The sequence below is a fragment of the Aliivibrio sp. SR45-2 genome (assembly GCF_963890165.1).
GTDB lineage: Bacteria > Pseudomonadota > Gammaproteobacteria > Enterobacterales > Vibrionaceae > Aliivibrio > Aliivibrio salmonicida.
The window spans coordinates 1-22,923 of record NZ_CAWPRC010000110.1; the positions used below are offsets into that span (position 1 = coordinate 1).

At 39.7% G+C, this 22,923-nt stretch carries 27 protein-coding genes; 17 read left to right on the forward strand and 10 right to left on the reverse strand.

The window, feature by feature from the left end:
- The 6 genes from AACV33_RS04740 to AACV33_RS04765 form a co-directional block, all read left to right on the forward strand.
- On the forward strand, positions 1-1,906 hold a 1,906-nt coding region (locus AACV33_RS04740; protein ID WP_182699940.1), incomplete at its 5' end, for an MMPL family transporter.
- A gap of 10 nt (positions 1,907-1,916) precedes the next feature.
- The gene (locus AACV33_RS04745) at positions 1,917-2,546 is read left to right on the forward strand and encodes a DUF3261 domain-containing protein (protein ID WP_017022071.1); all 630 of its coding nucleotides are present in this window, start codon (positions 1,917-1,919) and stop codon (positions 2,544-2,546) included.
- A gap of 7 nt (positions 2,547-2,553) precedes the next feature.
- Positions 2,554-3,744 carry a beta-ketoacyl-[acyl-carrier-protein] synthase family protein gene (locus AACV33_RS04750; RefSeq protein ID WP_085941858.1) on the forward strand — a complete coding sequence of 397 codons (1,191 nt, stop codon included), beginning with the start codon at positions 2,554-2,556 and terminating at the stop codon, positions 3,742-3,744.
- The gene (locus AACV33_RS04755; RefSeq protein WP_182699941.1) at positions 3,741-4,202 is read left to right on the forward strand and encodes a hotdog family protein; all 462 of its coding nucleotides are present in this window, start codon (positions 3,741-3,743) and stop codon (positions 4,200-4,202) included. Before AACV33_RS04750 ends, AACV33_RS04755 begins: the two co-directional genes overlap by 4 nt.
- A gap of 11 nt (positions 4,203-4,213) precedes the next feature.
- On the forward strand, positions 4,214-4,939 hold the full coding sequence (locus tag AACV33_RS04760) for a 3-ketoacyl-ACP reductase FabG2 (protein WP_012550621.1): 726 nt from the start codon (positions 4,214-4,216) through the stop codon (positions 4,937-4,939).
- Positions 4,936-6,171, forward strand: coding sequence for a beta-ketoacyl-ACP synthase (locus tag AACV33_RS04765; RefSeq protein ID WP_017022068.1), 1,236 nt, complete (start codon positions 4,936-4,938; stop codon positions 6,169-6,171). The genes AACV33_RS04760 and AACV33_RS04765 overlap by 4 nt, the downstream gene beginning before the upstream one ends.
- Before the next feature lie 132 nt (positions 6,172-6,303).
- On the opposite strand, the gene AACV33_RS04770 is transcribed toward AACV33_RS04765, so the two are convergent.
- Positions 6,304-6,747: an META domain-containing protein gene (locus AACV33_RS04770; protein ID WP_017022067.1), complete on the reverse strand. Its 444-nt coding sequence runs from the start codon at positions 6,745-6,747 to the stop codon at positions 6,304-6,306.
- Between the two features lie 305 nt (positions 6,748-7,052).
- Positions 7,053-7,331 carry a 50S ribosomal protein L25 gene (gene rplY / locus AACV33_RS04775; protein ID WP_060990479.1) on the reverse strand — a complete coding sequence of 93 codons (279 nt, stop codon included), beginning with the start codon at positions 7,329-7,331 and terminating at the stop codon, positions 7,053-7,055.
- 225 nt (positions 7,332-7,556) lie between these two features.
- On the opposite strand from rplY, the gene AACV33_RS04780 reads away from it, so the two are divergent.
- Positions 7,557-7,982, forward strand: coding sequence for a cytochrome c (locus AACV33_RS04780; protein WP_255458540.1), 426 nt, complete (start codon positions 7,557-7,559; stop codon positions 7,980-7,982).
- An 18-nt stretch (positions 7,983-8,000) separates the two neighbouring features.
- Here the strand turns inward: AACV33_RS04780 and AACV33_RS04785 are convergent, their stop codons facing one another.
- Positions 8,001-9,725: a DEAD/DEAH box helicase gene (locus AACV33_RS04785; RefSeq protein ID WP_065610832.1), complete on the reverse strand. Its 1,725-nt coding sequence runs from the start codon at positions 9,723-9,725 to the stop codon at positions 8,001-8,003.
- 356 nt (positions 9,726-10,081) lie between these two features.
- Here AACV33_RS04785 and AACV33_RS04795 point away from each other — a divergent pair, with 356 nt between their 5' ends.
- The gene (locus AACV33_RS04795) at positions 10,082-11,614 is read left to right on the forward strand and encodes a phospholipase D family protein (protein ID WP_182699943.1); all 1,533 of its coding nucleotides are present in this window, start codon (positions 10,082-10,084) and stop codon (positions 11,612-11,614) included.
- Between the two features lie 58 nt (positions 11,615-11,672).
- On the opposite strand, the gene AACV33_RS04800 is transcribed toward AACV33_RS04795, so the two are convergent.
- Positions 11,673-12,479, reverse strand: coding sequence for an AraC family transcriptional regulator (locus AACV33_RS04800; RefSeq protein ID WP_182699944.1), 807 nt, complete (start codon positions 12,477-12,479; stop codon positions 11,673-11,675).
- A 140-nt stretch (positions 12,480-12,619) separates the two neighbouring features.
- Here AACV33_RS04800 and AACV33_RS04805 point away from each other — a divergent pair, with 140 nt between their 5' ends.
- Genes AACV33_RS04805 through AACV33_RS04820 form a run of 4 tightly spaced genes read left to right on the forward strand, consistent with a single transcriptional unit; the run spans position 12,620 to position 15,452 of the window.
- The gene (locus tag AACV33_RS04805) at positions 12,620-13,360 is read left to right on the forward strand and encodes a type 1 glutamine amidotransferase (RefSeq protein ID WP_023603817.1); all 741 of its coding nucleotides are present in this window, start codon (positions 12,620-12,622) and stop codon (positions 13,358-13,360) included.
- A 4-nt stretch (positions 13,361-13,364) separates the two neighbouring features.
- Positions 13,365-14,450 (forward strand): 3-phosphoserine/phosphohydroxythreonine transaminase, encoded by a 1,086-nt coding sequence (gene serC / locus AACV33_RS04810; RefSeq protein WP_023603816.1) that lies wholly within the window; start codon positions 13,365-13,367, stop codon positions 14,448-14,450.
- 12 nt (positions 14,451-14,462) lie between these two features.
- A complete protein-coding gene (locus AACV33_RS04815) occupies positions 14,463-14,705 on the forward strand; it encodes a hypothetical protein (RefSeq protein ID WP_023603815.1) in 243 nt (80 codons plus the stop codon).
- A gap of 60 nt (positions 14,706-14,765) precedes the next feature.
- A complete protein-coding gene (locus AACV33_RS04820; protein ID WP_023603814.1) occupies positions 14,766-15,452 on the forward strand; it encodes an MOSC domain-containing protein in 687 nt (228 codons plus the stop codon).
- A gap of 90 nt (positions 15,453-15,542) precedes the next feature.
- Here the strand turns inward: AACV33_RS04820 and AACV33_RS04825 are convergent, their stop codons facing one another.
- Positions 15,543-16,205, reverse strand: coding sequence for a CatA-like O-acetyltransferase (locus tag AACV33_RS04825; RefSeq protein ID WP_182699945.1), 663 nt, complete (start codon positions 16,203-16,205; stop codon positions 15,543-15,545).
- A gap of 239 nt (positions 16,206-16,444) precedes the next feature.
- On the opposite strand from AACV33_RS04825, the gene AACV33_RS04830 reads away from it, so the two are divergent.
- Positions 16,445-17,014 carry a TetR/AcrR family transcriptional regulator gene (locus AACV33_RS04830; RefSeq protein WP_182699946.1) on the forward strand — a complete coding sequence of 190 codons (570 nt, stop codon included), beginning with the start codon at positions 16,445-16,447 and terminating at the stop codon, positions 17,012-17,014.
- Between the two features lie 39 nt (positions 17,015-17,053).
- Positions 17,054-17,560: a GNAT family N-acetyltransferase gene (locus AACV33_RS04835; protein WP_065610822.1), complete on the forward strand. Its 507-nt coding sequence runs from the start codon at positions 17,054-17,056 to the stop codon at positions 17,558-17,560.
- Positions 17,561-17,846: 286 nt separating this feature from the next.
- Here the strand turns inward: AACV33_RS04835 and AACV33_RS04840 are convergent, their stop codons facing one another.
- Positions 17,847-18,935: a methyl-accepting chemotaxis protein gene (locus tag AACV33_RS04840; RefSeq protein WP_023603810.1), complete on the reverse strand. Its 1,089-nt coding sequence runs from the start codon at positions 18,933-18,935 to the stop codon at positions 17,847-17,849.
- A gap of 421 nt (positions 18,936-19,356) precedes the next feature.
- On the opposite strand from AACV33_RS04840, the gene AACV33_RS04845 reads away from it, so the two are divergent.
- From AACV33_RS04845 to AACV33_RS04855, 3 genes are all read left to right on the forward strand, one after another.
- The gene (locus tag AACV33_RS04845) at positions 19,357-19,488 is read left to right on the forward strand and encodes a hypothetical protein (protein WP_255458541.1); all 132 of its coding nucleotides are present in this window, start codon (positions 19,357-19,359) and stop codon (positions 19,486-19,488) included.
- A gap of 72 nt (positions 19,489-19,560) precedes the next feature.
- A complete protein-coding gene (locus AACV33_RS04850; protein ID WP_182699947.1) occupies positions 19,561-20,055 on the forward strand; it encodes a YcxB family protein in 495 nt (164 codons plus the stop codon).
- 295 nt (positions 20,056-20,350) lie between these two features.
- Positions 20,351-20,656 (forward strand): Fis family transcriptional regulator, encoded by a 306-nt coding sequence (locus tag AACV33_RS04855; RefSeq protein ID WP_182699948.1) that lies wholly within the window; start codon positions 20,351-20,353, stop codon positions 20,654-20,656.
- Between the two features lie 153 nt (positions 20,657-20,809).
- On the opposite strand, the gene AACV33_RS04860 is transcribed toward AACV33_RS04855, so the two are convergent.
- The 4 genes from AACV33_RS04860 to secF form a co-directional block, all read right to left on the reverse strand.
- Positions 20,810-21,148: a cytosolic protein gene (locus AACV33_RS04860; protein WP_182699949.1), complete on the reverse strand. Its 339-nt coding sequence runs from the start codon at positions 21,146-21,148 to the stop codon at positions 20,810-20,812.
- Positions 21,149-21,315: 167 nt separating this feature from the next.
- Positions 21,316-21,501, reverse strand: a complete 186-nt coding sequence (locus tag AACV33_RS04865) for a hypothetical protein (protein ID WP_220488610.1) — start codon at positions 21,499-21,501, stop codon at positions 21,316-21,318.
- Positions 21,486-21,914, reverse strand: coding sequence for a DUF1016 N-terminal domain-containing protein (locus AACV33_RS04870; protein WP_339379716.1), 429 nt, complete (start codon positions 21,912-21,914; stop codon positions 21,486-21,488). Before AACV33_RS04870 ends, AACV33_RS04865 begins: the two co-directional genes overlap by 16 nt.
- Before the next feature lie 108 nt (positions 21,915-22,022).
- Positions 22,023-22,922, reverse strand: coding sequence for a protein translocase subunit SecF (gene secF, locus AACV33_RS04875; protein WP_017022048.1), 900 nt, complete (start codon positions 22,920-22,922; stop codon positions 22,023-22,025).
- Between the last annotated feature and the right edge of the window lies 1 nt (position 22,923).

Sequence of the window (22,923 nt, forward strand, 5' to 3'; positions counted from 1 at the left end):
CCAAAAGGTATTACAAGCACTGTACAATCCATTTTCTGGAGTCACGGGTGCTGAGTTAGAAAATGATCCTTTTTTATTATTTCGAGATTTCTTATCAGGGTTAACTCAGAGTTCGGGTCATTTTCAAATCGAAAATGGGTATTTGACGGTTAAATCCGATCAAGCAAAGTACGTGGTGATCACCGCTGATCTTGCTGGATCTTCTTACCAGTTGTCATTACAACAACAATTGCCGCAGCTTGTCGAGTTAGAGCAAACTATTCAACAGGCTTTTTCAGTAGAGATACAACATACTGGTGTTATTTTTTATGCTGCTCATGGCACTGAAAGTGCTAAAAGCGAAATAAGTACCATTGGTCTTGGCTCTTTAATTGGTATTCTTGTTTTAATTCTATTGGTTTATCGCAGTACGTTACCACTCACTTTGGCTTTATTGTCTATCTCGACAGGTCTGTTTTGTGCGTATGTTTTGACGATTTGGCTCTTTGGTTCCATTCATTTATTCAGTTTAGTGTTTGGTGCAAGTCTGATTGGGGTATCCATTGATTATGCTTTTCATTTTTTAACGGATCGCTTAAATGCGGGTAATAAATGGAATTCAACGAAAGGAATACAACAACTTTTTCCTGCAATAACGCTTGGCTTGATTACGAGCTTAGTGGGTTATTTAGGGATGCTTGTTGCACCATTCCCCGGCTTACAACAGTTATCACTATTTTCTGCGATTGGATTAACTGCGGCGTATTTCACCGTCGTGTGTTGGTATCCGTTATTGGCCACGAAGCCAAATAAATACCAAGTTATTCCTGCTCAACGCGCATTGGGTCAATGGTTATTGGTATGGCGTCAGCCGTTAATCAGAATCGTTCTTCCTTTGAGTTTGTTGGTGGCTTCTGGCTTTGGTGTATATAAAGCACAATACGACGATGATATTCGACAACTGCAAGCATTGCCTCAAGTGCTTCAGCAGCAAGAAAGAGAGATAAAAGCCATCACGGGTGTTGGTGGATCTCAACAATTACTCTTGGTTCGAGCGGATACAGAAGAAGAGTTATTACAGAAGTTAGAATCGGTTTCTAACCAACTTGAACAGAAAGCAAATTTTGGTGGTTTTCAAACGATAAGCCGTTATGTTCCATCAGAAAAAACACAGCGTGAGAATTATCAGCGAGTAAAAGCATTATATGCACAGCAAGCGGATAACTATCACACTGTGATACAGCAAAAAGTGCCATTGTTATTTTCTCAACCATTTACACCATTAACGATTGACGGTTTTCTCGCATCGCCTATTTCTGATACGGTGGGTTTTTTATGGCTTGGTAAGATAGACGATGTGGTGGCCTCGGTGATCACGTTTAATAAAGCGGTCGATAGCCAAGAGTTACACGCGTTTGCTGAGAAGCAAAATATAACGTACTTGAATAAAGCGGAAGAAATTTCGACGTTGTTTGGGCAATATCGTGAACGCATTACTGAATTGTTATTAATAGCCTACGGAGCCATTTTTTTATTACTGTTGCCTCGATATGGTTTAAAGCAAGGGTTCTTAATTGTGTTACCCCCCTTTATCGCTGGGTGTGCAGGGCTCGCTGTGACGGTATTTACGGGAGTGCCATTGAATTTATTTAACTTACTCGCGTTAATGTTGATCTTAGGAATAGGTATAGACTACACCTTATTTTTTGCTGAGCAGAATAAACAAGAAGACGACTCACATACCGAAAGTACTCTGTTGGCAATTTCGTTATCGGCGTTAACCACCATCCTTTCTTTTGGGTTGTTGGCGTTAAGTGAAACTCAAGCGATACACAGTTTTGGTATTACGGTACTGACGGGTATCATCGTGGCTTGGTTATTGGCACCCTTGAGCCAAAATATGAACCCACACAATAAAATTCGATAGGACAGAGTGAATGAAAAGAATATCGCTACGATTAATACACTCTATTATTTTTATAGTGTCATTAAGCTTACTGGGTTGTGCCTCTGCACCGATCAAAAAAGCCAATCAAGTTGAAGTATCTCCAGATCAATTTGTGACTTTACCTCAACCAAATCAATATGGGTCGGATATATCGTTAAGCCAGTTAATTTCAGTAAATTGGCATGGTGGTAAGCAACAATTGCCTGTGCAGCTACAATTAACAGGTAATAAACTTGTGTTGGCTGGATTTGCCTCGTGGGGCTCTCGTATCCTTAGTTTGGATTACGATGGACAGACATTGAATACTTACGTTATGGCCGGGTTGTCAGAGACTCTGCCACCGCCAGAGCAAGTTTTATTTAATGTCATGATCACATTGTGGCCGGCAGAGGCTTGGAAAGCATCGTTAGATTCTATTGGTTGGAGTCTGCAAGACATCGGAAACCAACGCGTATTATCAAACGATTTTGGTAAGACGATTCTTATTATTGATTACTCTTCTATTGAAGATAAATTAAGTGGCGATATTATTTTAACGAGCCCGCATCTGGGGTATGTTATTACAATCAAAACGTTTGCAAACGCTCAGGCTGTCATGACTAAAAAGAAGAATGGGTAAAAGTAAGATGAGTGATTTTCCTGTATATATTCATGCTTGTGGTTCGCATTCAGCATTAGGCAAAGAGAGCAATGATATTCATCAGGCTCTCAATGGTAATCAAGGGTCTTCGATGATGCTTGAAGATGGATGGCTTAATGATGGCAAGAAAACCGTGGTGGGGAAGGCTGAAGGTGAACTCCCTAGCATTCCCGCTCATTTGTCCTTATTTGATACTCGAAATAACCAGTTAGTTTTATCCGCATTGCAGCAAATAGAACCTCAAATTAAAGAAGCGAAAGCCAAGTACGGATCGGATCGAATTGCCGTTATTGTTGGGACAAGTACATCGGGTATTTCTGATGGCGAAGCTGCATTAAGTGAAAAGCTAAATTCCGGTATTTTTCCTGATGATTACCATTACCGTAAACAAGAGTTAGGAAACCCGGCTGAATTTGTGGCGACGTATTTAGAGTTGTCAGGACCTACGTATGCTATTTCAACGGCATGCTCTTCAAGTGGTCGAGTTTTCTTATCGGCAAAGCGATTATTGAAATCAGGGTTTGTTGATGCGGTTATTGTGGGCGGAACGGATTCTCTGTGTAAATTAACATTGAATGGTTTTAATAGCCTAGAAGCTTTATCTAATGAACACTGCTTGCCATTTAGCCCTAATCGAAAAGGCATTAATATTGGCGAAGCGAGTGCTTACATGTTGTTAAGCGCAGAGCAAAAAGACTCCAATGATCCTATTGCCTTACTTGGCGCAGGAGACAGCTCAGATGCACATCATATTTCAGCGCCGCACCCTGAAGGGAAAGGGGCGATTGAATCGATGCAAAAAGCATTACATGATGCCGGTCTTCACGCATCAGATATTGGGTATATCAACGCGCATGGTACGGCAACACCATTGAATGATGCCATGGAATCGAAAGCCGTAAATGCGGTGTTTGGCTCTCATACGCCGATAAGCTCAACCAAACCATTTACTGGGCATACATTAGGGGCGGCAGGTATTATAGAGGCTGCAATTTGTTGGCACATCTTAAAATACGACTTACCGTTACCAAGACAAATCAATGATAATCAAAAAGATGAAACGTTAGCGGATATAAAGTTAGTGACTGACCAACGATTAGAAAAACCAGCGATTATCAGTAATTCATTTGCATTTGGTGGCAACAACATCAGCTTAATTTTTGGGTACCAGTCATGAGCCATATTCCAGCGTTAATCGATCTTCTTCCTCATGAAACGCCGTTAGCGTTAGTGGATGAATTGATCGAAGTCAGTGAGTTATCGATTCATTGCCAAGTCACCATTAATGAAAATAATGTCTTTTTTAACCATGAGACTCTCACGATTCCAGCTTGGGTTGGGATTGAGTTTATGGCCCAAAGTGTTGCTGGTTGGTCTGGATATCACGCTTGGAAAAAAGGCAATAAGTCCCCGATAGGATTTTTACTTGGTAGCCGTAAGTATCAAGCCGAATGCAGTGAATTTAAGCAAGGCGACACACTCGACATTTTTGCGGAACAAATATTAGAGAATAATGGCATGGCCGTGTTCAGTTGTTATATTAAACATAACGGTCAGCAATTGGCATCGAGTCAATTAAATGTATTTGTACCGACAGAAGATAAATTAGAAGAGCTCTTAGCGCCAAAGCAGTAGTAGAGGAAATCATGATAAGACAAGTATTAGTGACCGGAGCAAGTAAAGGTATTGGTCGCGCAATTTCAGAGCAGTTAGCAAAAGATGGTTTTCATGTGGTGGTTCACTATATGAGTGACAAAGCAGGCGCAGAGAAAACAATCGAGACGATTGAAGCGAATGGCGGTTCAGGCCGTTTAATTCAGTTTGATATTAGTGATCGTGTTCAGTGTCGACTTATGCTTGAACATGATATCGAAGTGAATGGTGCGTATTACGGTGTCGTAAGTAATGCGGGCATTACTCGCGATACGGCTTTTCCTGCAATGACAGAGGGAGAGTGGGACAGCGTTATTCACACGAACTTAGACAGCTTTTATAATGTACTTCACCCTTGTGTTATGCCAATGGTGAGAACACGTAAAGGCGGTCGTATCGTTACGTTGGCATCAGTCTCAGGCATTGTTGGTAATCGTGGGCAAACCAATTACAGTGCGGCTAAAGCGGGTGTGATTGGTGCAACCAAATCATTAGCACTTGAGTTAGCAAAACGAAAAATCACGGTAAATTGTGTGGCTCCAGGGCTTATCGATACAGGAATGGTCGATGAACATGTAAAAGAACACGCCTTACCACAAGTTCCATTGCGTCGTATGGGGGAGCCTGAAGAGGTTGCCGGTCTAGTGAGTTATTTGATGTCGGATGTCGCGGGTTATGTTACTCGCCAAGTCATTTCAATTAATGGTGGTTTAGTATGAGTCGTCGTGTTGTTGTAACCGGAATGTCAGGGGTAACTGCACTTGGCAGTGATTGGAATACGGTAGGCGAAAATCTTCGTAAGTGTGAAAATGCGACTCAATATATGCCGAGTTTTGAAATCTATGATGGTTTGAATACAAAGCTTGCAGCCCCAATTGATAACTTTACACTGCCAGCACATTATACTCGCAAAAAAATCCGTTCAATGGGGCGAGTGTCTTTGTTGTCTACGGTGGCATCAGAGCAAGCACTAGAACAAAGTGGATTGATTGGTAATGATGTATTAACGAATGGTCAAACGGGTATTGCGTTTGGTTCATCAACGGGATCTACGGATGCGGTAGGTGCTTTCGGTATTATGTTGAGTGAGAAAAGTACCAAAGCAATTACCGCGACAACTTACGTAAAAATGATGTCACATACTGCAGCGGTAAATGTGGGGTTATTTTTTGGATTACGTGGTCGTGTTATTCCAACCAGTAGTGCATGTACTTCTGGGAGCCAAGCGATTGGTTACGCTTACGAATCAATAAAACACGGTTATCAAACGGCGATGGTTGCTGGTGGTGCAGAAGAGCTTTGTCCTACAGAGTCAGCAGTGTTTGATACTTTATTTGCGACCAGTTTAAAAAATGATGCCCCTAAGACTTCGCCAAGTCCATACGATAAAGATCGTGATGGGTTGGTTATTGGTGAAGGTGCAGGGTCATTAGTGCTTGAAGAGTATGAGCATGCAAAAGCACGTGGCGCGACCATTTATGCTGAGTTGGTTGGTTTTGCAAGTAATTGTGATGCGGCACATGTAACACAGCCTCAAATGGAAACCATGCAGCTGTGTATGGAGATGTCTTTAAAGGACGCAAATCTATCTCCTGATAGTATTGGCTATGTGTCAGCTCACGGTACGGCCACAGAACGCGGTGATATCGCGGAAAGTCTGGCAACAGAGAATGTGTTTGGCTCATCAATGCCGATTAGTTCATTGAAGTCTTATTTTGGTCATACACTAGGGGCTTGTGGGGCAATTGAAGCGTGGTTATCTATTGAGATGATGCGAAACAATTGGTTTAGCCCAACGTTAAATTTACATAATATAGATGAGCGTTGCGGTAAGCTGGATTATATTACCGGAACCGGGCGAGAGATTGATTGTCAGTACATCATGAGTAATAACTTTGCTTTTGGTGGCATTAATACGTCATTAATATTTAAACGTTGGAATGAAGAATAACCTTATTCTGAACGTATAAATGATAAAAAACCGGTGAGGGGGAATTCACCGGTTTTTTTGTGCCTTAATGTCGCCGACACATTTATTCAGAGCATTTCTGTTTTATAACAAATAGTCTGTTGCTAATCGGGTTTAGTTAACCCAATCACGCAATGTGAACGTTAGTTCGTGATCTTGACCTTTAAGGATCAAGTTCTCTTTTGTTAGTGTAATGTCGCTCCAAGAAGACAGAGTGCTAGACATTGCTTGTTCTGTTGTCATGGCATCACCCATGCACATTTTCATTGTCATGCCCATTTTTTCAATGCGGAATTGACCTTCTTTGTTTAGCTCAGCTTGGCCAAAAAAGTTATTACAGCCAGCATTACCGTTCGCTGTCATTTTTTCGCCGATTTCTAGACGAGGCGCTTCCATTTTTTCAGGTGTTGCGACTGCGTTGCCATCAACTTCTGTTAATTGCCAGTTGTGATGTTGCAGCATATCAGCAGAAACCGTTGCGTCAGTCATCATATCGCCATTGCTTGAGCATGCAGCCATCAATACAGGTAGAGATATAGCCACTAATAATTTTTTCATTTTAACTCCTAGCTTATTTATGAAGTTTAGCCTTATTTTTGTTAAACGGAGTATAGAAGATAATGGACGGTTATTGTCAGTGAAACGTAAAAAACAGTGTTCAATTATGAGTGTCTTAAGAATTAGAATCAAAAAATGGGAAGTAAGTCTGAATTTTATGGGATAGAGCGTGGAATTTATTCGAATGGGGAAGCGCTAGATAGATTAAAGCCCTGATACTGGTAATATCAGGGCTTTAAAGGGTTTGTTATTTCAATTGGTAAGAAAGAAATAGCAATAATGCAAAAAAGTAAAACAGACTCGAATTAGATGCGGATGAAGTCCATGTGCTCAACTTTAGGCTTAAACGCGTGACGTTGAACGTCTTGCGGTTTAACCTTAACAGTAGCGCCATCGATTACTAGCTCAATTGCTTCGTAAAACTCAGGCTTATCCATTTGGTTGATGATATCACTGTGGATTAGTTCGATTGATACTGGAGCTTCTGTGCCACCGTAAACGATTGCAGGGAATTTACCAGCGTGACGAAGGCGGCGGCTCGCACCCTTACCTTGTTCAGTACGTACTACTGCTTCAAATTTCATAGTCTTTACTCTCAAAAATAGTAAAATAAATAAATGCCATTAAGCTTAGCGACCTAACTTAACAGACTTTTCGTTTCGAAAAACGAGCGCGAATAGTACCACCCCATTATTTATCTAACAACCTATTTTCGTGTGTTTTTAAGAGTATTTTGCTAATGTTAATAAGTTCTCGTTAAATCGAAATCACCGCGATTTAACTGCATAAAGAAACGAATGGAGGCAAGTATGAAAAAAATAGGGATTGTTGCGTTATTCTCGTTTTCAGTGATGGCAACGAACTATTCTACAGAGATTGAATCTCGACAAGATAACTTTCAACACCTCGATGCAACGGTCGATTTACTCGATGACGCGTTTGATAAAGAGGCGCTAGATTGGGATCGAATTATGCCGTTGGCGCAAAGTGCGCACTTAACAGTAGAAGAGCAAAAAACATTATTTCCAGCAGGCAGTGCGGATAATAGCAGAGCACGAACTAAAATTTGGACTCAAAAAGTCGAGTTTGAAGAAAAGTTTGATACCTTATCTCAGCAATTTATTTTGATCAGTGAAGCCGCTGTAGATCAAGATGAAGTGGCAGCACGAGCCGCGCTTGATAAAGCGTACGCCCAATGCCGTTCATGCCATATGAATTACCGTTCGTTGTGGTAATGGCATAATACCGTAAGATTATTCTTCAAAAATCTTATCGCGAATAGACCAAAACTTGCCTTGCTTACGAGCGATAACAAAGCTTGGTGGACGGAATCGGTGTTGGCTATTCGCTATTTTTATTGCTGTTGTTTCTTCAAATGGGCGATGCCTGTCGACTAAATGAGGGCGGACAAAATTGTTTAAAAATAATTGCTTTTGTTTCTTAGTGCCAAGTTGCCACACCTCATGCAATTCAGAGTCATCATCACCAGAATACGTGACTTTAATTTGTGGCTTATCAAACTGATTTTTTCCTGCGGTAAGTGTGACATCAATACAGTTGAGGATACGGGCGTCTTTTAGTTTAAGGGCTTCTTTTAGTTTTTTATCTGGATCGACTAAAATAGCATCACATTCATGGCAGATACGTGCAGCAATGTCGTTATCGGCACCGCACTCGTTACAGTATTTAGCTCTAAAGCGATAGCCACACTCTTCACGTGTGCCTTCATCGTCTTCAAAATAGCCTTGGCAACGACGACCAAAATGTTCCAGTAAAAATCCATTACTGTCTAATTTACCCCAGAAATTATTGTTAAAACCGCAAGCAGGGCAGGGAATCGTGATTATTTCGCTGTTACTGTCAGGTTTAGGATCGCCCACTTCAGGTTGGTAGAGATCGTAGCAATTCCCCGCGTAATCCAAAATAGTACACTCTGTTTTCCCTTCAGCTAAACGTAACCCTCGCCCGACAATTTGTTGGTACAAACTGACGGATTCGGTTGGACGTAAAATAGCAATGAGATCGACATGAGGCGCATCAAATCCGGTGGTTAATACCGACACATTAACCAAAAACTTGGTTTGTTGTTGTTTGAAGCGTTGGATGATGGCATCACGTTCAATCACTTTGGTATCGCCAATCACCAATTCGGATTGCTCTGGTGGCAGTAATGATAATACTTCTTGAGCATGACGAACTGTTGCCGCAAAAATCATCACGCCTTTTCTGTCTTTGGCATATTCAATGATTTGTTGAACAATTTGAGGTGTTGCACGTTTTGATTCTTCAATCACCAGATCCAATTCTGATTCTTTATAACGACCCGTTGAGGCGGGTTTTAACTGAGAAAAGTCGTAGCTTAAAATTGGGGCATCCAATAATTTTGCAGGGGTTAAAAAGCCCTCATCCAATAGATATTGAATTGGTAACTCAAAAATACAATCACGGAAAAAACGAGGCGTGTCGGTTTTGACTTGTCCACGAGTGTGATATTGATAAATCCAACCAATGCCTAAACGATAAGGGGTGGCAGTTAAGCCAAGCACTTTAATGCCAGAATTTTGGGTTTGCAGGTGTTCGATAACTTTACGGTAACTGGTGTCTTTATTGTCTGGCACTCGGTGGCATTCATCAATGACGAGCAGAGAAAACTGATCTTTGAACGAGTCAAGATTACGAACCACTGATTGTACCGAGGCAAAAACCACTTTTTTATCGGTTTCTTTACGGCCTAATCCAGCTGAAAATATAGAGGCTTCTTCGCCGTAACCTTCGTATTTCTCATGGTTTTGTTCAACCAATTCTTTTACGTGGGCCATGACCAATACACGGCCTTTAGCAATGCGTGCTAACTCAGCAATCACCAAACTTTTACCGGCACCAGTAGGTAACACCAATACTGCAGGGCTGGTGTGTTTTCGGAAATAATGAATAACGGCTTTGACTGAATCTTGCTGATAAGGACGTAACGTATACATGGATATAAACACAGTGGTAAAAGACAAGGTGTCATCATATCAGAATAAAAAATATTCCTCTTTGTTTTCTTGTGAAGATTAAAGGCTGATTGATTAAAAGGAAAATAGAACAAATGGGTAGGTGTTTCTTTATTCTCGTGTGCGCATTATTGCTAACCAGTTGCAGTGATTTTATAAATTTATCAAATTCGGGGCCATGACGAAAACCATTTAGGTATTCTAAGTAATGATGATCTGTTTGATGATTTGTCTAATTTTTGGATAAGAGCCGAGCAGTAGAGCGTTAAGATATAAAAATAATATATAATAGACGGAATCAGGGTTGGTTATTTAGGTTTAATAAGGAAGTTTAATAAATGTCTGTGCTTCAACGTATTCATATAACACTATTTTTTGTCGCTATTCTTTCTGGGTGTGGTTCACTTCCTGATGAGGTTGAGCACACTAATGAACCCGTCGCAAACTCAGTCATCAGCCCATTATCGGAATTAAGAGACGCTTATCAACCGTCGACATCGACTCAAGAGACGAGTGCGGTTTTACTGCAAGATGCAGGCTGGGATGCTCTCGCTCAACGTTTAGCATTAATTGAAACCGCAGAACACACGATTGATATTCAATATTACATCTGGAATTCAGATGCTTCAGGTCATTACCTAGCGAGTCGTTTGTTAGCGGCGGCTGATCGCGGTGTTAAAGTGCGTGTAATGCTGGACGATATCAACCTTAATGAACGAGAAGATCTACTTATTGCGCTTAATTCACACCCTCAAGTTGATATCCGTATATTCAATCCAATCCCAACTCGCCGTGGTGTTACCAAGTGGGTCAATTTCTTAGGAGACTTTTCTCGTCTAAACCGTCGTATGCACAATAAATCATTTACCGTTGATGGGGCTTTCTCTGTTGTTGGTGGACGTAATATTGGCGATGAGTATTTTGATCTGTCTGATGACATCAATTTTCGTGACCGTGATGTATTAGTCACAGGCGATGTGGTGGGGGAGATTCAAACGAGTTTTGCAGAATATTGGGACAGTCGGTGGTCTTACCCTGTTGATTTTTTCGGTGGAAAAACGTCACCAGATCAACCAGTGTTAGACGAAATTTCGGCACCGATTTACACAAACTACCCAGCCTTGCCAGAAGGCAGTAAAACTGCCCATCAATTCTTAACTAAGTTAATGGGGAGCATGACGTGGGTTCAAGCCCGCTTTGTTTCTGATAGACCAGTTCCAGTTGATAAAAATAACACGAGTGAACCAAAAGAAACGGCTAAAGTATTGGCTCAATTAGCTCGTGAATCGGATCAAGAGATCTTATTGGAATCGGCTTATTTGATATTTGATGATAGCCAACTAGAAGAATGGCAAGAATTAAGTAACAACGGTGTAAAGATAAAAGCATTAACTAATTCAATGGCATCGAATGATTTAACAACCAATCACTCTGGTTATGCAGGCCGACGCCAAGACATGCTTGAGCACGGTATACAATTGTTTGAATTAAAACCAGAAACAGGGTTGTGTGAAGATTCAACCCGAGATGTTTCTAAGTGTGCCCCGACATTAGCGTATGGGCTTCATGCAAAGTCTGCTGTTTTTGATAGAAAAATCGCGAGTATCGGCTCTTTTAACTTCAATTTACGATCCACTTACCTTAATACTGAATCGATTCTAATCATTGAAAATCAAAAAATAGCAGAGCATCTGGCTGATGACATAGAGCAAGCAATGGATGAAGAAAACAGTTGGCATTTGAAATTACAAGACGGTGACGTTCGTTGGTATTCTGGCGATAAAAGGTGGGAAAGTGAACCAGAAACAGGCCGGTGGGAGCGATTTGAATCCCGATTTTTGCAGTTATTGCCAATAGAGAAGTACTTGTAGTGAAGGCTTCTTATTGAGATGAATTGCATGCTGAGTTCTCATGCGGTATTACCATAAGTTATAATTCATAGTATTTTCGATTAGAATTGCCTCTAAATTGTTGTGGTGTCATGTCGAAGTACGATTTAAACGCTTTAATATATGATGAGTCGTTGTGATATCCGATTTCGTCAGCGATTGCTTGTATTGTTATTTCCTCATCCAATAGTGACAATGAATATATTAAGCGCAATTGCTGACGCCAGAGTGGAAATGAGGTTTTAAACTCTTTAACAAAAAGTCTAGATAGCGTTCGTTCTGATGCTCCCACTTCGTTTCCCCATATCTTTAAAGGCCAATCTAAGGCTGGTGTCTCAGTTAACTTGTCAAATATTTGCTTTAAACGTCTATCTTTAGGGAGTAGTAGCTGAAAAGTTATTACGTCGTTATGCATCATTTGGTCATGCAGTACCTGTAATAAGCCTAATAACGCCGTTTGACTTTCTACTTGCAAACATTTTCTTCTGATTTCTTGTATTAACTCCTTGATAAATGGAGTTAAAGATATGGTTCGAACCTGTTCTTCAGACTTAAAACAATACGCAGGGTTAATATATATACCAATGAAAGTGGTGTTTGTTAAAGCGATTGATTCATGTGCTAACGTTGCTGGAACAAATAGCACAGAGGTATGAGGAAGTAAATATTGATAAGATCCAACTTGAGTTTGGAGTAACCCTTTAATCGGAAATATTACTTGATGCCATGTGTGATGATGTAGCGAGTCAACGTAGCCTTTAGGCATTTCTATTACTTTAGCCAACGCAGGAAATAGTGGGTCGTTCTTCATCATTTCATTAGCAGGTAGCTGCTGGTTACTTATCATTATTATTCATCCTTGTGTTCTTGTTCCTATTTCAACGCTTATAATAATTGGCGGTTTGGGATGGTTTGTTGTCAATGTGTCATTATCCTGCCGAGTTGAAATTACCATATTATAGTGTCTTCGCAAAGTCAGGAGGCGTTATGAATATACATATAATTATTCATGAAGAATTTGAAGGGCCTAATTTTATTGATTCTTGGATTAATAATCGTGGTTATCAGGTTTCTTATTCACGAGTTTATCTTGGGGATATGCTGCCTCTCAATATGAATGATTTTGATGGGTTAATCGTGTTAGGTGGCCCACAAAGTCCAGATACAACTAAAGAAGAGTGCGCATACTTTCATTCAAAAGAAGAGCAAAGTCTTATTTTACACGGGATCAATGGTAATAAAATGGTTATGGGAGTTTGCCTTGGTGCTCAGCTTATTGGTGAAGCACTAGGGGCAAAATATGAGAGAAGCCCAGAGAAGGAAATAGGCTACTTCCCCATCCAATTAAGTAAAGATGGAATTCACGACTCATCACTTGATCATTTTAATTTGTCAGAGCTCGTTGGGCATTGGCATGATGATATGCCGGGTTTAACCGAATCAGCAAAGGTATTAGCTTCTAGTAAAGGATGTCCGAGACAAATCATTAGATATTCAAATTTGGTCTATGGATTTCAATGCCATCTTGAGTTTATCGCCTCCGAGCTGCCTTCTTTGATCGAGCATAGTACTCGTGACTTTACCGTGCAAAATGAGCATATTTTTATTCAATCAGAGCTTGAGATATTAAATACATCTACAAGTCGAATGAATCAATTACTAGGTGATTTTTTAGATAATTTAATTGCAAAATATCGATACGATGATTGCAAAGAGATCGCGAGATAATCTTATGCACACTAAATATAATTTTTCTGCAGGGCCTGCTGTTATTCCTACGAGTGTTTTACAACAAGTTCAACATGATGTTCTTGATTGGAAAGGAACTGGATTATCAATCATGGGATTTAGCCATCGTAGTTCTGAGTTTATGCAATTAGCAGAAGAGTCTGAAATGATATTACGAGAACTAATGGAGGTCCCTGATAATTATCATGTCCTGTTTTGTCATGGTGGTGGAAGTGGTCAATTTTCAGCGGTTCCATTGAATTTGGTGGATAAATCACAAACAGCGGATTATGTTGTTAGCGGTCATTGGTCAAAGTATGCAGCGATAGAGGCGAGTAAATTTTGTAAGGTTAATACCATCAATATTGTTCAGAGAAATAATCAAAAGCAATCACTCTTATCTCCCGTTGATTGGCAATTATCACAGGATGCTCAGTATGTTTTCTTCTGTCCAAATGAAACGGTTGATGGGTTAGAGATTAATGAACTGCCTATTACAGATAAACCAATAATTGCAGATATGTCTTCATTCATATTGTCACGCCCAATTGATGTTTCTAAATATGGAATTATTTATGCGGGAGCTCAAAAAAATATTGGTCCAGCAGGATTAACGTTAGTTATCATTCGTGATGATTTATTGGGAAAAGTGAGTCGTGAAATACCCACTATTTTTGATTATAAGGTATTGGCTGAAAATTATTCGATGCCAAATACACCGCCAACCTATCCATGGTACGTTGCTAATGAAGTCTTTAAATGGCTTAAGAAGGTTGGCGGTGTATCGGCTATTTACAAGATAAATATAGAAAAAGCAGCGTTATTGTATGATGCAATTGATAACTCAAGTTTATATATTAATCATATAGATTCTGCCGCTCGTTCAATCATGAATGTTCCATTTTATTTAAAGTCAGAAGCATTAACAGAAAAGTTTGTATCTCTTGCTCATACTGCGGGACTTACCTCCCTTAAAGGCCATAGCTCTGTCGGTGGTATTCGAGCATCAATCTATAATGCGATGCCGATAGAGGGAGTCAAAGCATTAGTAACCTTCATGAAGCAATTCGAAGATAAATTCTATAACTAATTAAGAAGTGAAATGAAATACAAAATAGAGATATCAAAAGAAGAAAAGATATTATTTGAAGTATTAATTGATGATATTGGTCGAAATGCTTTAGAAGAGAAGTTAACCATATTATTAGCTCAGTTTCCTAATGAAAATGGATTCAAAAGACATGTTTTTTATTCAGATACTGAAAATAGAATAATAAAAAGTACAGAAAGAAGTATGGAAGTGATCTCGATTCAACCAATATTCAAAGAAGTTGGTTATAGATAATCTTAATTTAATTCATGTTTATTATTTTGATTAATGAATAGTAGTTTAGGGGGGAGGAATATGAAAAAAATTGGTGTTGTAAACTCTGTACTTGTTGGTAAGAGTGTTCCCTATGCGAAAGGTGCACAAAGTGCAATCAATAAGAAACCAAAATCTGAACGACAAGTAACATCACGATTAGGTTTTATTGATGATGAGCAAGGCGATTTACGAGTACATGGAGGTATTGAAAAAGCGATTCATATATACCCAAGTGAGCATTACGTTGAATGGCAAAAAGAGCTACAAGGTAATACAGCATTACAAATGATAGGGGCTTTTGGTGAAAATATTAGTTCAACGGGATTGAATGAAGACACTATTTGTTTGAATGATAAAATTCGAATTGGTTCAACACTGCTTGAAGTTTCGCAAGGTCGAATGCCATGCTGGAAATTAAACGTTAAATTTGAACAAGATGGTATGGCGTTAAGATTGCAGGATACATTAAGAACCGGGTGGTACTTTAGAGTATTAGATGAAGGCAATATTGGTCGTGGTGATGAGATATTCCTTTGTGATCGCCCTTACCCTGAATGGCCTTTATCAAAAATAATGAAGTTGATTTTTGAAGGATGTTTAAATAAACAAGAGCTAACCCCTTTATTGGATTTACCGCTTGTAGAATCATGGCATAGATTAGTGGCTAGACGCTTAGAGAGTCAAAGTATAGAAGATTGGTCTCCTCGATTAGATGGTCAAAAATAAGAGTGTTGGTTTGTTAAAGAGCCAATAGCCAACAGAGGCTAGGCATTTTGACGAGCGTAATGCCGCTCGTCTCAGTGGGGGGTATGAATCCTATTTCGATTGATCAAGCTGTGATGGGTCATCAAACATTGCTTGTAATACCTGTATAAATTGCCCCACGTGTAAGCCATCCATCAAACCATGATGTACTTCAATCGATAACGGCATACGCCATTGCTGACTGTGTTGAACCAATTTTCCAAAGGCCATCTTCGGCACGCTATCTGGAAAGTTAACGTCTCTAGCATGACTCATGCTGGTGAAGTCTACCCATGGCAATACGGTTAAATGAATCGTGTTCTGCTTCATTTCTTGGCCAATGAATTGCTCTACGATAAAAGGCGTGCTCTTAATCCGAGTCTCGGCTTTGGCTGCACTTAGTGTGAAGTCAGAAAACGTAGGCTCATGGTCTAAATCGCAAAAACGCACTGTATTATCATCGGCAAGCAGCGCCACACTGACGCACATCGGCGAGTAAATTCGTACTTCTTCTCCCACAAGGCGATAACTCATCGGTTCACATTTATTTAGTGCCAGCTGAGTTAGGTAAAGGTAAGCGTGGAAGAAACGATGATTGTGCTGCTTACAATATTGATACAGCGCCGTTACGTCGATGTTGGAGCAGATGTTATACCAAGGGTGGCTAAAACCTTGATAGAATTTTAAATGTTGAGCTCGCGCCCACTGGCTGACATCTAGCACTTTATGCGCCATTTGATTTCCCTATAGAGTTCAATGATTTCGATCGGCTTGATTCTATTTATAACCCTAAGCGACTGCAAGATAATTTGAATAGAGAGTTCATAGCTTACTTAGCAATTAAACAATACCGCCTTTTTATAACGCTTAGAGGCTTCTATTTTTAAACACTTGCCAACTTTATTTTTCTAATATAATATCTCGCCATTAATTACCGACCGGATAGTCGGTTTGTTAGTTGAAAGGGCATTGTCATGGACAAAAAACAAAAAACAATACAAGCTGCAATTGAGTTGTTTGCAGCGCAAGGCTATGAAAAAACCTCTATCGCACAAATTTGTGAGTCTGCAAAAGTATCAAAAGGTTTAGTGTTTCATCACTTTAAAAATAAAGACGATTTACTGAGAGCCGTTTTTGTTCGTATGGCAGAGATCATTAACGAAGTTGGTGAAAATGTGAATTCGGTTAGTGAGGAGGTATCGGTAAAAGAGAAGTTTATTCATCTGTTAGAACATATCTTTTTATCAATGACAAACCCAGAACAGAAATTATTTTATCAGTTTGATTATCAGGTGAAATGTCAGCCATCAATGAGATTGATTTTAAAAGACTTATTAGATGAGCGATACAAATTAATGATGTCCACTTTTCAAGATGTTTTATGCGATATACCCGCAGCTAATCCTCTTGTTGATAGTCATGCGTTAATTGCCGAAATAGACGGCATTGCCTTGAATTATTTGTTCGCTAAAGATGATTATCCACTGACAGAAATCAAAGATCGATTTATCCAAAAATACTTGTTATTGCTAGGACTTTCATAACTAGTTCAATAAAAAATAATAATTAAAGAGTACATTAAAATGAAAACACCTTATCAAATTCAATACGAAACTTTCGCAGCAGCAGGCGGTATTTATGATGAAAGACACGCAAAACTGTATGCTGAATTTGCAGATAACCTAATTGCAGATGGCAGCTTCTCTATCGTTTATGAAGGCGTAGCACATGCGTGTTATACACCGATTATTATAGATGCGGCACCACATTTAAAATGTTATGTAGTGGCTCCTTTAGCCGTATTGCCTGGATACCAACGCCAAGGCTACGCAACGAGATTAATGGAAGAAGCAGAAAAGCAGTTAGCACCAGATGTAGTGTTTATCATGGGGGAAATTCACCATTACGCTAAACGTTACAATACACCTCATAAGGTAGGACTTCCTGTGGAATCGTTAGCACCATTAGAGAATTGGTTCGCGCTAGCATTAACTGAAGGTGCACTAAACGATGTAGGTGAATCGACATCAAGCATGACGGGGCCTTATTCTGAGCCACTAATATGGAGTCATCCTTCTGAACAAGTATAATCAACTGGGACGCTGAGCGTTCCAATTTTTTATTCACTTCAATTTATGCCTAACGAATTTTAGTACCGAGTTGATTTAAATCCCGATTTTGCAGTTGTTGCCAATAGGAAAGTACTTGTGATGTGAATTATGGTTCGAATCTAATCATCATTTGATTCGAATGGTTTTTTACGACGTTAAATTAATCGGTATTTTAGCAACCAAATATACCCTGAACATATTACAAACATTCAGGGTTGTTTAGAGGCTTGAAGTTTACTCAAACTCGTTAGCGAAACAAACCGTTCTATTTGGTTGCGACAATTTCGTCCATTAAACGATCAATTTGAATCACGACTTGTTCACTGGCATTTTCCATCGCATTAATTGATGTGATCATACCCGGCATATTGCCCGTTTTGGCTTTGCTCATCGCTTCGCGACCACTGTCGTGTACCCCCTTGTGAGGCCCTTCAAGTTGCGTATAACTTTTCAGGTGAACGTAGGCTTTACCGTCTCCCTTGTAGTACCACTGACCCAATCGACACTCAGAATGAGTATTTACAGTTTCATCGAACGAGCCATTTTGTAATAAACGATAGATATTGTTCTTCCAAATCGCATGGTCAAGTTTTACTGTATCAAGAAAAGCTCGAGTCGAAGCGATATAAATCACCCCCTTCATGTGCTCTGATTTCACAACAACCTCATTTACGATAACCCCAATTTGTGCAGAAGAAGCGGAGACCTCTTCGGCACAAATTTGGTTCTCATCGATAGAGGTTTTAATCGCAACCACTTGAGTCATAACTTGGTTCACTAACGAATCAATTTGCTCGCTGGCTTCACTGGCTTTACTTGCGAGCTTTCTTACTTCATCAGCAACGACAGCAAACCCTCGGCCAGCTTCTCCTGCACGAGCGGCTTCAATTGCAGCATTAAGGGCCAGTAAATTTGTTTGGTCAGAAATCTCTTGAATAGTAGATACAAGGTGGGAGATAGAATTGGCGGTTTTATCTAATATTTGAACAGACTTAATGCTTTGAGTGGTTTGGGTACTTATCTTAATTGCTCTATCGTCAAGGCGAGAAAGTGCTTGATGTGTTTGTTTAAAAACCTCACCGAGTTGTTGTAGGTTTTCATTTTCTTGAGCCATCGACTGAGCGCTTTCGACCATCGCAGTTCGAATGGTTTGCAGCATATCTCCGCCTTTTAAACTGCTCGAAATCAAACCATCGCTGCTTTGATAACGTTGTTGTGCCGAGCTAACTTGCTGTTTAGCGTCTTGGAGTTGACTTTCTAATGCGACAATATCAGCTTGGTATTTTTGTTGGAGGTTTGACAGCTCTTTTTTTAGAGCCTCATTTTCTGCTTTGACTCGTTTTAATCCAAACATAAGCTCAAAAAAATAATTAAGTAATCTTTTGAGTGTACCTAGGTTTGTTCGGTTTTGTCATATTAAAAGTAAGGTATATTTGTGAATTGTGTGACGTTTCTGGTGTATTTACATTTAATGATAAGCTAGATTTTGTAGTCAACTAATGAAGCATATGTAACTTATATGATACGCATAAAAAGGGATCTATTTTTCAGTTTTCTAAATTAAGAGTGAAATGAGTAAGCAGAAGATATTTTTGGTTATAGCATCGACTTTAATGTAATTAGATCAATATTTAATCGTTTGATTTGAATAAGCTATCTAGACGCGTAATATATGAAATTTTAGAACAACCCCAAAAAAGGGGGAGTTAGATATTATCTCTTGGCTAACGTTGTTTTTTAAAACTAACTTTTGGCGCAAGGCTGATCAAAATAGAATGTTAGGTGGGGATGTTGAGGATGGCATTAATACCCATTTTGGCAGTAAATTGGCCATGGGGATCGTCGATCTTATCGGTGTTCTTGATGTAAAAAAGAGGACCAAAATAGCTAAAGAAAAGCACCAATAAGCGGTACAATACCTGAGTTGCGAGATCGCAGCATGGGATACTCATTCACATAAAACCGTAAAGTAGCCACATATGTCTAAAGATTTTAGTTTTACCACAGAATACACTCTCGACAAGACCTTCTTTGCTGAGTGTTATGATCAAACTAGCCATCCTGTTAAATTTCCAAAAGCCTATTTAAAAGGAATACTTTTTCTTCTTTTTGGTGTGGTTTTATTAAAACTTGAACTATTACCTAATGGGTATGTTGGTTGGTTCTTTATTGTTTTAAGTATTATTGAGGGGCTTAGTATTTATTTTAAGAGAACGTGGTGGTTATGGCGACAAAAAATCAGCTCGCTTTCTGGCAGCAAAGTGGTACTTCAGGTTGACTCAAAAGGTGTGAGTTATAAAAGCGCTAAAAACACCCGTAATATCGCATGGAGTGACATTGATCAACTTGAACAAAGCGATCTAGGGTTTATCTTTCACATGGGTAAACAGCGCCAATATGTCAGTAAATCTTGCTTAAATGATGAAGAGATAGCCTTCATTGCAGAGCAGCACGCAATATCAAAAATAAACTAACGCCATTGCGTGCAAAATAAAATCTTATTCAATATCAGCCGCATTCTCTGCGGCTTTTTACTGTCTATCTAACCCCTCGACTCCAATCTCAAACCCTGTTGTTTGACTTACTCTTCCTAATATTTATAGCTCTAACCATATGGCGATATTTACTCATCCACTACATTCCTACACTGTGAGATTTTCAAGTGTTACTATAAATACTTTGCATTTGAAACAGCCACAGTGCTCAATGTCGTTTAAGACAATGTTGACCGACAACTTTTTTAAAGGTGCTAAATAGGAAGTTTGCTTTATGCGTAAATCAGATAAGAAGATCGAAAATCAAATCAGAGACGTGTTAACCGAAGTTTGTGAAGATACGTTAAAAGGCTACAGGGGTTTCCTTTGGGTGACTCATACTGTTAAATTCTCTTCTTTTCCACAGAGCTTAAAAATTGTCTGCGTATTCGAAACGAATCAAGATAGAGCAAACTTTTTAATGGGAGAAGACCAGCTCCATGTTTCAACAACTATCCAAAAGGCGTTTAGTAAGGTAGGGGTTCAACTAAAGAACGTAGATAAGCACATCAGTTACGATACGCAGAAAAATCGCGAGTAGCGGTCATCAAAGAAAGTGAATCGAGTTGAGTTTGTAGTGGGGATCTAAGGCTTTATATGACGAGTTTTGATATAAAGCCTAAGGACAACTATCTGCCCTCTGAGTCAGGGCGACGAATAGCTTGCTTACTAAAGTCTAGGGATACCGCTATTTTCAGTCCATTCGGGTAATAAAGGTTTGCTCGTCATCCACAAAAGCGACAAAGCCGCCGTGATAGATAAACACTCGACCACGTCCCTCAACTAGGCAGGCAAGCTGTGGGTTTAAATCTTCTTCATTATTCTGGCTTTGAAACGTGCCAGTATCGGTGATTACGCCGCTGAGTGTAGGTAAATATCCATAACTGCGCTTGGCTTGATCAATGAGGCTCAATTCGCTGGCGGTAGAGAAGCAAGAGGGGATCGCACCGGCTTCTTCGATAAATAAAGTTTTCAGTTCTTCAAAAGCTGTAATCACCAGCCAGTCGATGTCGTTAACATGATGAATAAACATGGAGTTTCTCGGTAATTCTGATGCGGAGATTGTATCACTATCAAGTGATTACGTAATGGAAATTGGTTTGACTTGTAGTGAGTTGAATAGCATCGCTAATCTAATCACGTTTTGATTTGAATAGATGGCCTAATCGCATCACAAAATGATGTGAATAATACCTCGAATCACTGCCTATCTTTTAATGACTCTCGTTGCTCTGATAATGTCGCTTCCACTTCTCGGCGCAGCTCTTCTTCATTAGGTAAATACAGCTGATACTTTTGCACAAATAAGTTTTTATCTATGCCATAGGTCGCATACTTTACCAGTAGTTCATCTTTATCTTTGCTTGCTGCTAAACGCAAAAACAAGCCGGTTTCTTTTTGGCGTTCAGCTCTCTTACACTCCAATTAGCGTTAATCGCTTGATTCATGTAAAACGCGCGTTCTGTCGTGTTATTAATTTTTAATAACTTAACATAATGTGACCAACTCAAATCATGCGACAGTGTCGCATGATTTCGATTCGCAAGATAAAACTGACGAAATCTCTTCAGATTAGAAAGACTAAAACCTTTACCATGAGCTAATTTTAAATCTCGATTTAAGTTGGTGATAAACTGTTTTCCGTACTGCGCGGTTACTTGCTCTTCTTGTTCAAACTCAACTATATGTTGTCCAATCTTCCAATAAGTCATGACTAATCCAGCGTTAATCGCTGAGATTGTTTTCGCTTGACCTTGTGAGAAAGTAGTAGAAATAATACCTAGTAAATTATGGTGTATAACTCGAAGTGAAGTTTACCACCCATAAAAAAGGGACCCAGCCTAAACCAGATCCCCCAATATCTGCCGCATTCCTTGCGGCTTTTTACTATCTATCTAAACCCAATCTTACGGCTCTTCAGAAATTGGTTTTGGCTTGTAGTGATCCGAATTCAAACCAAAGTATTCAGGTAGGGTTGTACCTACTGAGATAGAAGACCAAGTCCCCGTCACGATACCGATGAACATTGCAATCGCAAAGCCTTCTAGTGGACCGCCACCCAATAACCATAATGACCCAACCGTGATCAATGTGGTTCCTGATGTCACCATCGTACGAGAGAACGTTGCAGCAACGGCTTGGTTGTTTATCTCTTGGATAGATAAATTAGGCTTGGCAATTAACAATTCACGGATCCTATCAGCAATGATGATGGAGTCATTTAACGAATAACCTAGGATTGCCAAGATAGCGGCTAGGGTTGTTAAGTTAAATTCCATTTGGGTTGCAGCAAAGAAACCAAGAACAAACACGATATCGTGGGTTAGGGCAAACAAAGAGCCCGAAGCCAAGCGCCATTCAAAGCGGTAGCTTAAGTACGCTAAGATAACCAGAACCGACACTAATAACGCCATGCCACCTTGTTCTGTTAACTCTTCTCCCACTTGAGGACCAACAATGCTTGTATTTAGCACTTGTATATCACTGTGCAGCGGAGCAAGAACCTCAGTTAACGCAGGCAGTTCCGTTCCCTTTGGTGGGATAGCATAACGTAAAACCCAACGACCCGGCTCACCAGAAGCAATAACGGCGACGTCTTGTTTAAAGCCCGCATCCAATAATGGCGCGATTTCGCTGCTTGTGATTTTGTTGTCTATTTGAATTTCACTCACGATACCGCCTGTGAAATCTAAGCCCCAGTTTAAGCCTTTTGCCGCGATCATTGATAAAGCAAAAATCATAAGACAAACAGAAACCACACTTGTCATGTGACGCCATTTTGTTGCATTTTTCATAGTAATAAACATA

Excerpts from the sequence above, each read along its gene's own strand:
- AACV33_RS04745 (WP_017022071.1), top strand. The coding sequence starts at position 1,917 with ATGAAAAGAATATCGCTACGATTAATACACTCTATTATTTTTATAGTG.
- AACV33_RS04750 (WP_085941858.1), top strand. The coding sequence starts at position 2,554 with ATGAGTGATTTTCCTGTATATATTCATGCTTGTGGTTCGCATTCAGCA.
- AACV33_RS04755 (WP_182699941.1), top strand. The coding sequence starts at position 3,741 with ATGAGCCATATTCCAGCGTTAATCGATCTTCTTCCTCATGAAACGCCG.
- AACV33_RS04760 (WP_012550621.1), top strand. The coding sequence starts at position 4,214 with ATGATAAGACAAGTATTAGTGACCGGAGCAAGTAAAGGTATTGGTCGC.
- AACV33_RS04765 (WP_017022068.1), top strand. The coding sequence starts at position 4,936 with ATGAGTCGTCGTGTTGTTGTAACCGGAATGTCAGGGGTAACTGCACTT.
- AACV33_RS04770 (WP_017022067.1), bottom strand. The coding sequence starts at position 6,747 with ATGAAAAAATTATTAGTGGCTATATCTCTACCTGTATTGATGGCTGCA.
- rplY (WP_060990479.1), bottom strand. The coding sequence starts at position 7,331 with ATGAAATTTGAAGCAGTAGTACGTACTGAACAAGGTAAGGGTGCGAGC.
- AACV33_RS04780 (WP_255458540.1), top strand. The coding sequence starts at position 7,557 with ATGAAAAAAATAGGGATTGTTGCGTTATTCTCGTTTTCAGTGATGGCA.
- AACV33_RS04785 (WP_065610832.1), bottom strand. The coding sequence starts at position 9,725 with ATGTATACGTTACGTCCTTATCAGCAAGATTCAGTCAAAGCCGTTATT.
- AACV33_RS04795 (WP_182699943.1), top strand. The coding sequence starts at position 10,082 with ATGTCTGTGCTTCAACGTATTCATATAACACTATTTTTTGTCGCTATT.
- AACV33_RS04800 (WP_182699944.1), bottom strand. The coding sequence starts at position 12,479 with ATGATAAGTAACCAGCAGCTACCTGCTAATGAAATGATGAAGAACGAC.
- AACV33_RS04805 (WP_023603817.1), top strand. The coding sequence starts at position 12,620 with ATGAATATACATATAATTATTCATGAAGAATTTGAAGGGCCTAATTTT.
- serC (WP_023603816.1), top strand. The coding sequence starts at position 13,365 with ATGCACACTAAATATAATTTTTCTGCAGGGCCTGCTGTTATTCCTACG.
- AACV33_RS04815 (WP_023603815.1), top strand. The coding sequence starts at position 14,463 with ATGAAATACAAAATAGAGATATCAAAAGAAGAAAAGATATTATTTGAA.
- AACV33_RS04820 (WP_023603814.1), top strand. The coding sequence starts at position 14,766 with ATGAAAAAAATTGGTGTTGTAAACTCTGTACTTGTTGGTAAGAGTGTT.
- AACV33_RS04825 (WP_182699945.1), bottom strand. The coding sequence starts at position 16,205 with ATGGCGCATAAAGTGCTAGATGTCAGCCAGTGGGCGCGAGCTCAACAT.
- AACV33_RS04830 (WP_182699946.1), top strand. The coding sequence starts at position 16,445 with ATGGACAAAAAACAAAAAACAATACAAGCTGCAATTGAGTTGTTTGCA.
- AACV33_RS04835 (WP_065610822.1), top strand. The coding sequence starts at position 17,054 with ATGAAAACACCTTATCAAATTCAATACGAAACTTTCGCAGCAGCAGGC.
- AACV33_RS04840 (WP_023603810.1), bottom strand. The coding sequence starts at position 18,935 with ATGTTTGGATTAAAACGAGTCAAAGCAGAAAATGAGGCTCTAAAAAAA.
- AACV33_RS04845 (WP_255458541.1), top strand. The coding sequence starts at position 19,357 with ATGTTAGGTGGGGATGTTGAGGATGGCATTAATACCCATTTTGGCAGT.
- AACV33_RS04850 (WP_182699947.1), top strand. The coding sequence starts at position 19,561 with ATGTCTAAAGATTTTAGTTTTACCACAGAATACACTCTCGACAAGACC.
- AACV33_RS04855 (WP_182699948.1), top strand. The coding sequence starts at position 20,351 with ATGCGTAAATCAGATAAGAAGATCGAAAATCAAATCAGAGACGTGTTA.
- AACV33_RS04860 (WP_182699949.1), bottom strand. The coding sequence starts at position 21,148 with ATGTTTATTCATCATGTTAACGACATCGACTGGCTGGTGATTACAGCT.
- secF (WP_017022048.1), bottom strand. The coding sequence starts at position 22,922 with ATGTTTATTACTATGAAAAATGCAACAAAATGGCGTCACATGACAAGT.